Annotated in this window: 15 protein-coding genes; 10 read left to right on the top strand and 5 right to left on the bottom strand. The window is 59.9% G+C overall.

Annotation, left to right across the window (positions count from 1 at the left end; genetic code table 11):
* Positions 1-81: 81 nt before the first annotated feature.
* The 3 genes from ABNU97_RS15155 to merA are packed head-to-tail and all read left to right on the top strand — an operon-like array spanning position 82 to position 2,269.
* Positions 82-381 (top strand): cation transporter, encoded by a 300-nt coding sequence (locus tag ABNU97_RS15155; protein WP_348767511.1) that lies wholly within the window; start codon positions 82-84, stop codon positions 379-381.
* 6 nt (positions 382-387) lie between these two features.
* Positions 388-600, top strand: a complete 213-nt coding sequence (merF, locus tag ABNU97_RS15150) for a mercury resistance system transport protein MerF (protein WP_209064980.1) — start codon at positions 388-390, stop codon at positions 598-600.
* A gap of 22 nt (positions 601-622) precedes the next feature.
* Positions 623-2,269: a mercury(II) reductase gene (merA, locus tag ABNU97_RS15145; RefSeq protein WP_209064983.1), complete on the top strand. Its 1,647-nt coding sequence runs from the start codon at positions 623-625 to the stop codon at positions 2,267-2,269.
* A gap of 214 nt (positions 2,270-2,483) precedes the next feature.
* Here the strand turns inward: merA and ABNU97_RS15140 are convergent, their stop codons facing one another.
* Positions 2,484-2,810 carry a YnfA family protein gene (locus ABNU97_RS15140; RefSeq protein ID WP_209064985.1) on the bottom strand — a complete coding sequence of 109 codons (327 nt, stop codon included), beginning with the start codon at positions 2,808-2,810 and terminating at the stop codon, positions 2,484-2,486.
* Between the two features lie 240 nt (positions 2,811-3,050).
* On the opposite strand from ABNU97_RS15140, the gene ABNU97_RS15135 reads away from it, so the two are divergent.
* Entirely contained in the window at positions 3,051-4,490 is a 1,440-nt protein-coding gene (locus tag ABNU97_RS15135) for an IS1182 family transposase (RefSeq protein WP_123589698.1), read from the top strand.
* Between the two features lie 217 nt (positions 4,491-4,707).
* Here the strand turns inward: ABNU97_RS15135 and ABNU97_RS15130 are convergent, their stop codons facing one another.
* A complete protein-coding gene (locus tag ABNU97_RS15130) occupies positions 4,708-5,529 on the bottom strand; it encodes a sulfite exporter TauE/SafE family protein (protein WP_348767510.1) in 822 nt (273 codons plus the stop codon).
* Between the two features lie 120 nt (positions 5,530-5,649).
* On the opposite strand from ABNU97_RS15130, the gene ABNU97_RS15125 reads away from it, so the two are divergent.
* Genes ABNU97_RS15125 through ABNU97_RS15110 form a run of 4 tightly spaced genes read left to right on the top strand, consistent with a single transcriptional unit; the run spans position 5,650 to position 8,501 of the window.
* The gene (locus tag ABNU97_RS15125) at positions 5,650-6,312 is read left to right on the top strand and encodes a c-type cytochrome (protein ID WP_348767509.1); all 663 of its coding nucleotides are present in this window, start codon (positions 5,650-5,652) and stop codon (positions 6,310-6,312) included.
* Positions 6,305-7,387: a c-type cytochrome gene (locus ABNU97_RS15120; protein WP_348767508.1), complete on the top strand. Its 1,083-nt coding sequence runs from the start codon at positions 6,305-6,307 to the stop codon at positions 7,385-7,387. The genes ABNU97_RS15125 and ABNU97_RS15120 overlap by 8 nt, the downstream gene beginning before the upstream one ends.
* Positions 7,388-7,418: 31 nt before the next feature.
* Positions 7,419-7,865, top strand: coding sequence for a sulfur transferase domain-containing protein (locus tag ABNU97_RS15115; RefSeq protein ID WP_348767507.1), 447 nt, complete (start codon positions 7,419-7,421; stop codon positions 7,863-7,865).
* A 9-nt stretch (positions 7,866-7,874) separates the two neighbouring features.
* Positions 7,875-8,501, top strand: coding sequence for a class I SAM-dependent methyltransferase (locus ABNU97_RS15110; protein ID WP_348767506.1), 627 nt, complete (start codon positions 7,875-7,877; stop codon positions 8,499-8,501).
* 147 nt (positions 8,502-8,648) lie between these two features.
* Here the strand turns inward: ABNU97_RS15110 and ABNU97_RS15105 are convergent, their stop codons facing one another.
* The 3 genes from ABNU97_RS15105 to ABNU97_RS15095 all read right to left on the bottom strand — a co-directional run bounded on the left by ABNU97_RS15105 (position 8,649) and on the right by ABNU97_RS15095 (position 11,625).
* Positions 8,649-9,368 carry an OBAP family protein gene (locus ABNU97_RS15105; protein ID WP_348767512.1) on the bottom strand — a complete coding sequence of 240 codons (720 nt, stop codon included), beginning with the start codon at positions 9,366-9,368 and terminating at the stop codon, positions 8,649-8,651.
* 254 nt (positions 9,369-9,622) lie between these two features.
* On the bottom strand, positions 9,623-10,942 hold the full coding sequence (locus ABNU97_RS15100) for an ATP-binding protein (RefSeq protein WP_348767505.1): 1,320 nt from the start codon (positions 10,940-10,942) through the stop codon (positions 9,623-9,625).
* On the bottom strand, positions 10,939-11,625 hold the full coding sequence (locus ABNU97_RS15095) for a response regulator (protein WP_348767504.1): 687 nt from the start codon (positions 11,623-11,625) through the stop codon (positions 10,939-10,941). The genes ABNU97_RS15100 and ABNU97_RS15095 overlap by 4 nt, the downstream gene beginning before the upstream one ends.
* Before the next feature lie 80 nt (positions 11,626-11,705).
* On the opposite strand from ABNU97_RS15095, the gene ABNU97_RS15090 reads away from it, so the two are divergent.
* The gene (locus tag ABNU97_RS15090; protein WP_209064993.1) at positions 11,706-12,266 is read left to right on the top strand and encodes a DUF2244 domain-containing protein; all 561 of its coding nucleotides are present in this window, start codon (positions 11,706-11,708) and stop codon (positions 12,264-12,266) included.
* A 48-nt stretch (positions 12,267-12,314) separates the two neighbouring features.
* Positions 12,315-12,904, top strand: a 590-nt coding sequence (locus ABNU97_RS15085) for a cbb3-type cytochrome c oxidase subunit I (protein ID WP_348767503.1), incomplete at its 3' end; no start/stop codon positions are given.

The raw sequence follows: 12,904 nt of genomic DNA, 5'->3' as shown, positions 1-12,904 counted from the left end.
TTCTGGCTGCTCGCATTACTCGTCACGGCACTGCTCACCTTTCCCTGGTACGCGCCGGCTTTTCTCTAAGGAACGATCGTCATGGTTCGAAAACAACGCATGATTCTAGTGGCCACCATGCTGCTGGTGGGCACGGTCTGGATACAAGGCGCTTTTGCGGCGGCTGAAAGGACCGTAACGCTTGCGGTGGGTCATATGACCTGCGCGACCTGTCCCTTTGTGGTGCGCAAGGCGCTCCAGCAGGTCGACGGCGTCGACACGGTGCGCGTGGACTACGAGTCCAAGACCGCCACGGTCGCCTTCGATCCGAAGATTGCTTCGGTCTCGGACTTAACCGCGGCCACGACCCGCGCTGGCTATCCGTCCGAGCCAACGGAGTAACACCACATGGGCCGCAATAAAAAGCTGTTCAGTGTGGGCATTGCAGGCACCGTCATCGCGGCGCTGTGCTGTTTCACGCCGGTGCTGGTGATCCTGTTCGGCGTCGTCGGTCTTTCTGCGCTGGTGGGCTATTTGGACTATGTGCTGCTGCCCGCGCTGGCCTTTTTCCTGGGGCTGACGATCTACGCCGTTTATCGGCGTAAGAAAATGGCCTGCTAAACCCGACCGATCCGGAACCCAAATGAAACGCATACTCGCTATTCACGGCATGACCTGCGCGCACTGCGCCCAAAGGGTCGAGGACGCGCTCAATGCACTTCCTAGCGCAAGCGCTGTGGTGTCCTATGCCGAGCGCCGTGCCGAAGTCCAGTTGGATGACGGCACAGATGAAACCACGCTGATCGAAGCGGTACAGGCCCAAGGCTACGATGCCCGCAACTGGGACGACGAATCTTCGCTTGCCCAGTCTTCACGGGTCGCGGGAGAAGACGAAAACCGCCATATCGCGATCATTGGCAGTGGCAGCGGCGCGTTTGCGGCTGCCATCCGCGCCGTTGAGGCAGGGGCGCGGGTGAGCATGATCGAGTCGGGCGACATCATTGGCGGCACCTGCGTCAATGTGGGCTGCGTGCCGTCCAAGATCCAGATTCGCGCCGCCGAACTGGCCCAGCACCAACGCCACAACCCGTTTGATGGGTTGGCAGATTGCAAGCCAACGATTAATAGGCCACGCCTGCAGCGCCAGCAGCAGTCCCGAGTCGAAGAACTACGCGCGGCCAAGTACCAGAAAATACTCGACGATAATCCATCGATTACGCTGCGCCGCGGGCGGGCCCACTTCGAAGATGCGCATACGCTAATTGTCACGGCACATGACGGGTCCGAAGATCGTTTGGTGACCGATCGCATTCTGATCGCTACCGGGGCTTCCCCAACGATCCCACCGATACCGGGCCTGGCCGACACGCCGTATTGGACGTCCGATGAGGCGGTTTTCAGTCCGGACACGCCCGAGCACATCATCGTCATCGGCGCCTCTGTCGTTGCCGTTGAACAGGCTCAAGCGTTCCGCCGTTTGGGTTCGAAGGTCACAGTCCTGGCCCGCAGTACGCTGCTATCCAGCGAAGACCCCGCGCTCGGCGAGGGCCTTGCCGCGGCCTTCCGCGCCGAAGGAATCGACGTACGCCAGCACAGCCAGGCGCGTTCCGTACATTTTGCGGCAGGGCAATTCACGCTCGACACCGACGACGGCCCGATCCAGGGCGACCGGCTGCTGGTGGCAACGGGCCGCTCCCCGAACACCCGCGATTTGGCACTAGACAAGATCGGGGTGGTGACCGATGAACGCGGTGCGATCAGGGTTGATGCCTCGCTATGTACCAGCGCCGAGCATATCTATGCCACTGGCGATTGTACGACGCTGCCCCAGTTCGTCTATGTGGCCGCCGCCGGCGGCACCCGCGCGGCCGTCAACATGACCGGCGGTCGAGCGCGGCTGGATCTGTCCGCCATGCCGGCAGTGATCTTCACCGATCCGCAGATCGCGACGGTGGGGTTGGATGAACGCCAAGCCCAAGCGCGCGGCCTCGAGATCGAGACCCGTTCTTTAGGGTTGGAACATGTACCACGTGCGCTTGCCAACTTCGAGACCCGCGGATTCGTCAAGCTGGTTGCCGAGGCGGCCAGCCATCGTCTACTCGGAGCTCAAATCTTGGCTCCCGAAGCCGGCGAGATGATTCAGGCCGCTGTATTGGCCGTCCACCACGGCATGACCGTTGAAGCCTTGGGCGATCTGTTGTTTCCTTATCTGGTTCACGTGGAAGCGCTCAAGCTCTGTGCCCAGACTTTTACCAAAGATGTCGAGCAGCTGTCCTGCTGTGCTGGGTGACTGTCGCCGTTAGCGATCGGTTGATCGATCGAGCCGTTGTTCGTCTACCTCTTTCAGTTCGGCGCGAGGCGAGCCTCGCAGCGCTGGATTCGCCATCAAGTCTTGGGGTATTTTCGCGTGACCCGATGTCTTTGATTGGGGCACGACCCAATACAGACCTGCAAAGATCGGTTCACCTAGTTTGCCCCTGATGTATACGATTCAAGCACAAGCTTCACGTCGCATGCGGGGCCCACAGAATGATCGCTGCGCCGGCAAGACAAACCGCTCCGCCCAGGGCATCCCAGACGTCGGGCGCGTGCCCTTCTATAGCCCACATCCAAAGGATTGACGCGACTATATATAGGCCTCCATAGGCAGCGTAAGCGCGTCCTGCTTGATCAGTGGGGCTGAGCGTTAATAACCAAGCGAACGCCGCCAGTGAAACCATGCCCGGAAAAAGCCATAGCGCACTATTCCCCGATCGGAGCCAAGACCAGAACGCGAAGCAGCCGGCGATCTCAGCAAGCGCAGCGCAGGTATAGACCACAAGTGTCGGCATGAGTGACCAGCAGATTTGCTTTTGGCGATGCAGTTTAACGCGAGCAAACCAGCACTGAGCGTTCACGAACTAGGCTGAACTGAAAAACGGTTCGAATCCCGAAGGCGTGTCATGTCGATGTGTTTGCGATAACAGCGCATTAGTGAGTTCGGAAGCTCCGTGAGCGTCTGCTTTTGGTCCAGGCTGTGTGAAAACGCTCCCACCGGCTAAACTTCTCTCAGGCTATTGGCGGAGTGCTTGATGAGTCGTTTCGTGACTGGTGATGACCGCGCGCAGAGCGCTCTGCTGCCGGCAAGCCTCGACGACTACGTTACCGAGGACAATCCAGTCCGAGTGATTGATGTCTTCGTTGATAACCTCGACCTCACCGATCTGGGCTTTGAAGGCGTTGTCGCCCAAGTCACCGGGCGGCCCGGCTATCACCCTGCCACGATGCTCAAGATCTATATCTACGGGTACCTAAACCGTGTGCAATCCAGCCGACGACTGGAACGCGAGGCTCAACGCAACATAGAGCTCATGTGGTTGACCGGTCGTCTGGCGCCCGACTTCAAGACAATCGCGGACTTCCGCCGTAACAATGGCCCATCGATCCAACGCGTATGCCGCGAGTTCGTGATGCTGTGCCGTCGTCTCGACCTGTTCTCGCAAGCGCTGGTGGCCATCGACGGCAGCAAGTTCAAAGCTGTTAATAGCCGCGATCGCAATTTCACCCGCGCCAAGGTCAAGCGACGCATCGAGCAGATCGAAGCCAGTGTCGCGCGCTACCTGTCAGAACTCGAAAGCGCCGACCGTCAGCGTCAGAGTGATACCACCGAAGCCCGGGCAACAAAACTTCGAGACAAGATCGACACGCTGCGATCGGAAATGCAGCGCATGCAGGCAATGGCGAAGGCCGTAGCAGCAGCGCCCGACCAACAGATCTCATTGACTGATCCAGACGCACGCTCCATAGCGACGGGCGGCAAGGGCTCGGGGATGGTGGGCTACAACGTCCAATCGACTGTCGATGCCGAACACCATCTGATCGTGGATCACGAGGTCACCAACGTCGGCCACGATCGCTCGCAGCTGCAGCCGATGGCGGATCGAGCCCGCTCAGTCATGCAGACCGATACCCTGGCCGCAGTCGCCGACCGCGGTTACTTCAACGGCGAACAGATCGTGGCCTGCGAGAGGGCCGGCATCCAGGTTCACGTGCCCAAGCCGCAGACCTCTAACAGCCAGGCCCAAGGCCGGTTCGGTAAGCGCGACTTCATCTACGAACCCGATAGCGACACCTATCGTTGCCCGGCCAATCAGACCTTGGTCTGGCGCTTTACCACGGTGGAGAAAGGCCAGACGCTCCATTGCTACTGGAGCTCAGCCTGCGAGACGTGTGCGATCAAGGCGCAGTGCACGTCGGCGGCGCAACGCCGCGTCAAGCGATGGGAGCACGAGTCAGTGCTCGAAACCATGCAGCAACGCCTGGATCAGGATCCGAATCTGATGCGGATACGGCGACAGACGGTCGAGCATCCCTTCGGCACGCTCAAGTACTGGATGGGCTCAACACACTTCCTGATGCGCACGCTCGCGCATGTGCGAACGGAAATGAGTCTGCATGTGCTGGCCTACAATCTGAAACGCGTGATGCGAATCGTCGGGATCGGGCCGTTGATGCGGGCAATGGCTGCCTGAGCGTGCTCGTTCCCTTTAAACGGCGCCTTCGAAGCGGCCTGAGGCGCCTCCGGGCATGATGAAGTCACAGGCCTGCGTTGCGATCACTCTGAACCGTGGCCGCCACGCGGAGCCCTTAGCGCCTGACATAGACAGCTGATGGGGAAAAGTACGCTAACTCACGCGTTTTCACACAGCCTGGGCCGAATGCGGCCATTGGTCTAGTGTAATTCCTGAATTACGAGAACGTTTTGAGGATCATGTAGCCGGCAGTGAGCAGCATGGCGATCGAAAAAGCCAGTTGCAGCGACGGACCAGCTATATACCGTGACAACGTACGGCCTCCGATCATGCCCAAAACACCACCGAGTATGAATAAGCCGGTCAGTGCCCAGTCGATATCACGACCGGAAAAAACCGCTGATGTGAGTCCGGATAACCCAATAAGCGTAATCACCAAAAGGGAAGTCGCGACCGCTCTGTGAATTCCCATTTCGGTGATCATGATCAGCGCCGGTACGATTAGAAAGCCGCCACCCACGCCGAAAAAGCCGGAGAGGACACCGACGAGAACTCCGACGGCTACAAGCGCTGCGCTACATGGCGCGTTCAGCCGGAGTTGGCCATCGCGGCTGTAGTGACAAACGGTGCCCGGGTCGTCATGAGCGTCGGCGGCCGGCCTCGCCCGTACGACTTTCGAGTCATCACCCGCACGGCGCGCGCTTCGAAACATCCTTGTAGCCACGAGGATCATCACGCCAGCGAATAGCGCCGTAATCGTAGCTTCGTCAACTAGATCGCCCAGATAGACCCCGACGGGCGCAGTCGCAACTCCTGCCACTGCAAAGATGAGTCCTGCCCTGAGCTCGATTAAGCCCCGCCAATAAGACTCTGCTGCGCCAAACGCCGCGGTAATTGCGACTGCGCCGAGCGATACCGCTATCGCAGCCTGCGCCGGTTCGCCGAGGCCGTAAATCAATAGCGGCACTGCGAAAATCGAACCGCCTCCGCCTGTCAGGCCAAGGGCAAGGCCTACAAGAACTCCGAAAATCACACTCATGGCGCTCATCCACCATCTGGATATCAATTTCTATAGAACTAATTGCTCTATCTTTATGCCTCGGTAGTATACAGATACGTGTAGGGGTACGATGTAATGGTCCAAGCGGAGGCTCTAACAATGGCAATACGTAAATGCACCCTTTCTGCGCTTGTGTGGCTTCTATCGGTCTCGCCTTGGGTACAGGCAAGTCCAAGCGATATAGCGAATCAAGGCCTCGGCGAGAACATCGCGCCCTGTAGTAGCTGCCATGGCGCGCATGGCGAAGGCAATGCGGCCGCCGGCTTTCCCCGCCTTGCCGGGCTCGGCGCGCCCTATCTCGAGGCGCAGCTCGACGCCTTCGCCAGCGGCGCGCGCGAGAATGCGGTCATGCAGCCGATTGCTAGTGCGTTGTCCACGGACCAGCGAAGCGCGATGGCCACCTATTACAGTCAGCTTTCCGCAGAAGGCGCGCAGGCAAGCAAAGGACAATCGGATAACCCACCCGATACTGGCGCCGAGCTCGCGGAACATGGCCGTTGGGCGAACGATATTCCCGCGTGTGTCCAATGCCATGGCCCGGCGGGTGTGGGTGTGGGCGAGCACTTCCCCGCCCTCGCCGGCCAACCAGCAGCTTATCTCGAAGGTCAGTTGCGGGCCTGGCGCAATGGCAAGCGACCCGGCGGGCCCATGGGTTTGATGGCGTCGATCGCCGCTAAGTTGGACGAATCGGATATCAAGCCAGTCGCCCAATACTTCGCTGCGCAATCACCGGCACCCGCCAAGGGGCTAGATCATGAGTAATCGTATTCCGCTTTTAACGGTCGCGGTGTCGTTTGCCATGCTCGCCGCAGTTATTTTCTGGGTTGGCACGCGGGATCAGAGCGCGCCGACGCCAGCACAGGCAAAAACTGCGAACGCCGCTCCCGCAGCTAGAGGCGACACGACAGAGAGCGCCACGAAATCTGAGGACGTGGCTGTATCGGGTAACGCGGCGTCCGAGAGAAGCGAACCGCTTCCGGGCGCGGCGCAGCCCGGCGCTGCGAGTGCGGCTGACGATTTTGCCCCACCCGCACGCAGCGAGATCCCGGACGACGAGTTCGGCGCCATGGTTCGTAAAGGCCGCGACATCTTCACCGACACGCAGCAGCACGCCGATCAATTCGTCGGTAACGACCTGCAATGTGCCAATTGCCATCTAGACGAAGGCCGTCGGCCGGATTCCGCGCCGCTCTGGGCGGCGTGGGCGATGTACCCCGCGTATCGTGGCAAGAACAAGCACGTCAACGATTTCGCCGAGCGTATCCAAGGCTGTTTTCGCTACAGCATGAACGGCACACCGCCGCCGCGCGGTGACGAGGTGCTCGTCGCGCTCGAGTCCTATGCCTATTGGCTGGCCAGCGGCGCGCCGGTTGCCAAGAATCTCCCGGGGCGCGGCTATCCCGAACTCGAGGCCCCCGAACAGCCACCAAGCTTCACACGCGGCAAACAGGTGTTCGCCGACCACTGCGCCCTGTGTCATGGCAGTGACGGGCAAGGTCAGCGAGCGGCGGACGGCAGTCTGGCGTTTCCGCCTCTGTGGGGACCGCGCTCCTACAACTGGGGCGCGGGCATGCATCGCGTGAACACCGCCGCCGGTTTCATCAAGGCCAACATGCCGCTGGGCGCGGCGACGCTATCCGATCAACAGGCTTGGGATGTGGCCCGATTTATCGATAGCCAAGAGCGCCCGCAGGATCCGCGTTTCACCGGATCGGTCAGCGAGACCGCGGAGCAATATCACGGCGAGCACTCGATGTACGGCCAGACCGTGAACGGCGTCGTGCTCGGTCAAGATGCCCCACCCTCGGGAACGGCCGCCAAGGTGAACCAGCCGTGACCAATCGCGCATTCGAACCGAAGGAGACCCCATGACCGATTACGCTTCGAACATAGCCAATGCCCACCCGCTTGAGAACAACGTGGTCGCAGCCGGCCAGCCGTCAGCGGCACAGCTGAAAGAAGCGTTGGCTGGCGGTGTGCGAACCGTCGTCAATCTGCGGCCCGCCGGCGAATTCGATGAGTTCGATGAAGCCGCGCTGATAGCCGATGCAGGAATGCATTACGTTCATATTCCTGTCGCCGGCCCCGAGGACATCAACGACGCGAGTGCGCGCACGCTTGACGCAGCACTCGCAGAGGATCAGCGCCCGGCAATCGTGCATTGCGGGAGCTCGAACCGCGTGGGCGGGCTTATGGCCTATCGTGCACGCTACCTTCAGGGTAAAAACGCGGACGAAGCGCTTCAGGTCGGCTTGGATGCGGGCCTAAACCCCGAGTCGCCCCTGTTCGCCGCGATACAAAAGAAACTCGACTGAGTCTGCCGCATGGGTCTGTACAACCGCTATATCCTGCCGCACGTGCTTGATTGCGCGTGCGGCCTGCCTGCCGTAGAGCGTGAACGCGCGCGTCTGGTTCCTCAGGCGCGCGGGCGTGTGCTCGAAATCGGTATCGGGACCGGCCGTAACCTGCCCCACTACAACCCAGCGAACGTGGATACGATCGTCGGGCTTGATCCCGCGGCTGAAATGCATCCGCGTGCGCGGCGCCGGCTGTCCGAAACGCGCCTATCCGTATCGCTAATGGCCGTTAGCGCCGAACAGATACCGGCCGAAGACGATCATTTCGACACCGTTCTGGTGACTTATAGCCTGTGCAGTATTCCCGATCCGTCCTTAGCCCTGCGCGAAATGCGCCGCGTGCTCAAACCGAACGGCACCATGTTGTTCTGCGAGCATGGCCGCTCGCCGGAGGCGAAAGTGGCCCGTTGGCAGCAGCGCCTCACGCCGGCGTGGCGGCATATTGCAGGCGGTTGTCACCTGGATCGCAACGTACCCGAGTTACTGACCGACGCAGGCTTTTCCATAGACACGCTCGACGCCGGCTATATCCAGGGGCCGAAACCACTCACTTGGCACTTCCGTGGGCTCGCTAGCAAACACCCCGCCAAATAAGCGCTATTTGGATACAAACGTTGCGCCCTGGCGATACGAGGTCACGCGTTGCACGGGAATAAAGTCCCCGCTCCCCAACCGTAAGGCTTCGACAGGCACCCGAAAATGATCGAGGGCCTAAGGCTCAGCCCCTCGATCTGCATGCATTCACTGCGATTGCGCGTTTGACGACTTATCTTCGACACCCGGGATCGCCTGGGCGCCTCGCGGAAACTGCCCTTTGAGCACATCCACGCCCTGCTGCGGTTTCGCCAAAGGCAGCAGATCCTGCCGATTCCGCCGACGGTCGGCCGTATCGATATTCATTCGCTTATCACGATCCTCGACCAACCCAGGTTTGGGCTCACCGAAGCGGTTGAACGACCACGCCAGAGACGGTTCGCCTAAGGGTAATTGCACCTTTCCTTCAGCACTATGCGTTGTATTCCAGGTATGCCAAGTTTTGCCGTAGCTGTTCATCTTCTCCTTCATCAGCTCGTGGTCAGCCGCTTCGGGAAGATTGGGCGCGACAAGCTGGCCCGAAAGAATTTCACCGTTATGCGGATGCCAGTACTGCTTTTCCTTCTCCGGTAGCCGCTTGAACAGTTTTTCGGAAATTATGTATTCGATACCCGTCATGTTCGCGTGGGACGTATTACCGTCATAGAGCGAGCATTGTGCGAAATCTTCGTTCACCTGCTGGCAAAAGTGATGCGCCTCAAACTGCTCTTCTGGTTTGTTCTTCATCGGGTGGAACCCGACCAGATAAATATCGAGTTGATCCGTCGGCGCATCGGTCTGTAACGCGTCTGCACCGGCCTCGAGCACGTTCGTTTTCATGCTGTCGGGACTGCCATCGACTTCCGCAGCGGGCCCAGTACGTCCCATACCTGTGCAACCGGCCAGTAAAATCGTGCTCAGCGCCGCAACGCCCACCACGTCAGGCAATGCCGAATTCCTCACTACTATCTCCTAGATGCCTCTATGTTACGCAGACCCAACATAAGGTCTTGCCGCTAAGGACTGTATCCGGGAAAACCCTGCGCCTCCTATTCTGAGACGCCACTTTGAACGACTAGATCGGTTCTCGATATACGATCCATTTGGTGAGGACATCGGCTTGAGTCATCGGCCGGTCACGTCTAAGACGGTGCCGCTCGGGGCCAGGAAAGACGCACCGCCAAGCCGCCGCCGGGACGTGGCTCGAAGACGAGCTCGCCGGCAAAGCGCTGGGCAATCGCGGCAGCAATGGTTAGACCCAAACCGCTGCCGGCGCCCGCGCGCGTCGCCTCGCCACGCCAGAAGCGCTGGGTCAGGGGTTGCGTGTCACGATCGGCAGGCCAATCACCCTGATCGCAAACGACGAACGTCACGCGCGCCGCTTTGACCTCAATGGCCAGCGAGACTTCACGATCGGCTCGCGTATGCCGCAGCGCGTTATCGAGCAGATTGCGCAGAGCGGCGGTGGCCAACGCTTTGGGCACCGCAACGGGTATCGCCACACCATTCTCATGAATCCCCACGCGCCCGCCGTTTGGCAGATCAGCCAACGCCGCGGTTGCGATCGCCGAACTCGTCGCCTGCGCCATATCGAAATGCGACTCACCAGCCTCGACCCGTGCGAGCAGTAACAATTGCTCGAGCGTGCGCTGCAGCCGCGCGATACCGGCCTCGGCCTGCGCGAGCGCGGCGTAAGCCTTATCTCCGTCAAGCCGCTTGGCAAGCTGAACATGAGTCTTGATTGCCGTCAGCGGAGTGCGCAGTTCGTGTGCGGCATCGCTGGTGAAACGCTGTTCGCGGGCGAGCGTCTCGCCGGTTCGGACGAGCAGCTGGTTGAGCGTATCGACCGCAGGTCGGAGCTCTGTGGGCGCATCATCGATTTCGACTGGTGTGAGTGTATCCGGCGCTCGTCGGGACAGTTCACCACGCAAACGCTCGAGCGGGCGGAGTCCGCGTCTTATACCGAACCAGAGCACTACCAGACTGCCGAGCAGTGCTACGGCAAAGGGCACAGCTGCGACCGCGATCACGTTGCGTTGGAGGGCGCTACGCTCGACGAGTCGGTCAGCGGTAGTGATATGCACGCCGTTCTGAACGTAGGTGAACAAGCGCCAGCGTTCGCCGTCGATATCGCGGTCGGTGAAACCGGGTGCCGGCGACTCCAGGCCATCGTCGAATTGGCCGTGGGTGCGCATCAGAACGCGTCCGCTGGGCGCATTGATCTGACACGCTACGCCAGCGCTGCTCGGTACCGAAAGAACAGGGTCGCCCGTATTTTGCCAGGCCGAGTCGGGCAATTGGGCGACCAGGCCCGCCACCATCCGGGCGGAAGCAGCCAGACGCTGGTCCAATGTATCGCGCACCTGATCTTGCAAGTCGCTATATAGCCAGACGGCAACGAGCCCCCACAGCGCCGCAAAGGACAGGCCCAGCGTTAATAAAAGACGCCAGCGTAGACTCAAGGCCTGCTCCGCTTACCGATGTCCGAAGCGTTACCCAACCGATAACCCAAGCCCCGCACCGTGCGCACGAGGCCAGCGCCTAGCTTTTGCCGCAGATGATAGATATGGACGTTGATCGCATTACTTTCGACCTCGGCCTCAATACCGTAGAGGGCATCCTTAAGTTGCTCAGCGGTAAGAATTGATCGCCGGGCATGCAGAAGCTTGGACAGGAGCGCATATTCGCGGCGGGTGAGTTCAACCTCCCGCTCCTCGCAATACACTGTTTGCGTCGTGGGATCGAGGGTGATTGGACCATGCTCGACAATCGGTCCGGCGTGGCCCCCTGCCCGCCTTAGCAGTGCCTGTACTCTCGCGATAAGTTCATCGAGATCGAAGGGCTTCAGTAAATAATCATCTGCACCCGCTTGCAGCCCGGTTACACGATCCGCCAGACCATCACGCGCTGTCAGGACTAGCACTGGGAGCGCGACACCGCGCTTGCGCCAATCCCTTAATAACGCGACGCCGTCCATATCCGGTAAACCGAGATCGAGTATGGCGATATCGCTCGCCACCGCACTCAAAGCTAACCGCGCCTCTTCCCCACTTGTCGCCCAATCGACCGTGTACCCAACGGTTTCGAGCGCAGAACGAATACCGGCCCCGACTAGCGCATCGTCTTCGATTAGAAGTATATGCATTCAGTAGTTCTTTCTTGCGTACTTGGGATGATCCCGAAGCCGATGAAGTGAGGATTAACCGCGGGCAAAGGTTTGCCTGCATGACCATTGTTTATATACCCGTACGGGTATATGTTATTGAACACGAGCCATATTGCCATAGAAGCCAGATCGCTATGGTCGACGCAATATCCAACACGCCCACCCGTCGTCTCGTCATCGCCCCGAATGCATCGCTGACGAGAGCACAGGCACAGTGGTGCTTCTTAGCCATGTGCGGCGTTTCTTTCTCTGTCGCTCTGTTTTTTATGACGTTAGGGCTCTGGCCAGTTCTGCCCTTCGCCGGCCTTGAGATGGCGGCCCTCGGCACCGCTCTCTATGCGAGCGTTAAAGCGAACAGCTACCGGGAAATCGTGTCGATCACCGACGAACGTATTGAGATCGTCGCGGGTACTGCTAAGCCCGAGCGCCAATGGGAATTTCCGCGTCTACTCACACAAGTTCGGCTTTCCAGCAGTGTTCATCGAAATGGCCGGTCGCGCCTTCTCGTAACACGCCACGGGCACGGCTGCGAGATCGGGGCCCTCCTGACTGAAGAGGAACGGGCTGAGGTGGCCGAACGGCTAAAGGAGTGGGTTACCGCTCGCTCGATCGAATCTTAGTCACGGAGTAACGAGCTAAGTCGGGCGCTACGAATTGGAGAGTTTGTGATGAGTACTGTCAATCCGACCGATACCCACGACCACCACGGTCATGACGATCACCACCACGGGCCGGTGACGCTGGCCGATGGCGTATGGCCGTGGATGAAACGCTGGATCGGCACCACGAACCATAAGGATCTGGGCACGCTGTACCTGATCTTTTCGCTGACCATGCTGTTCATCGGCGGCGTGATGTCGCTGATAATCCGAGCCGAGCTGTTCGCGCCGGGCATCCAGTTTGTCGATCCCGGCTTCTATAACGAGATGATCACGCTGCACGCGCTGGTGATGATCTTTGGCGGCGTCATGCCGGCATTCGTGGGGCTTGCGAACTGGATGGTGCCGATGATGATCGGTTGTTCCGATCTTGCGCTGCCGCGCGTGAACAACTGGGGTTTCTGGATCCTGCCGTTCGCGTTCTCGATGCTGCTGGGCACGCTGTTCGTTTCCGGTGGTGCGCCGGCTTCGGGCTGGACCATGTATCCGCCGCTGGTCATGCAGACCGGTAACGCGCTGCCGCTGATGGTGTTTGCCATCCATCTGGCCGGCATCTCGTCGATCACGGGCGCGATCAACATCGTGGTCACGATCCTGAA

Source organism: uncultured Salinisphaera sp. (assembly GCF_964012375.1).
Taxonomy (GTDB): domain Bacteria; phylum Pseudomonadota; class Gammaproteobacteria; order Nevskiales; family Salinisphaeraceae; genus Salinisphaera.
Note: the sequence above shows the minus strand (reverse complement) of the source record. Positions and strands in the feature narration are given on the sequence as shown.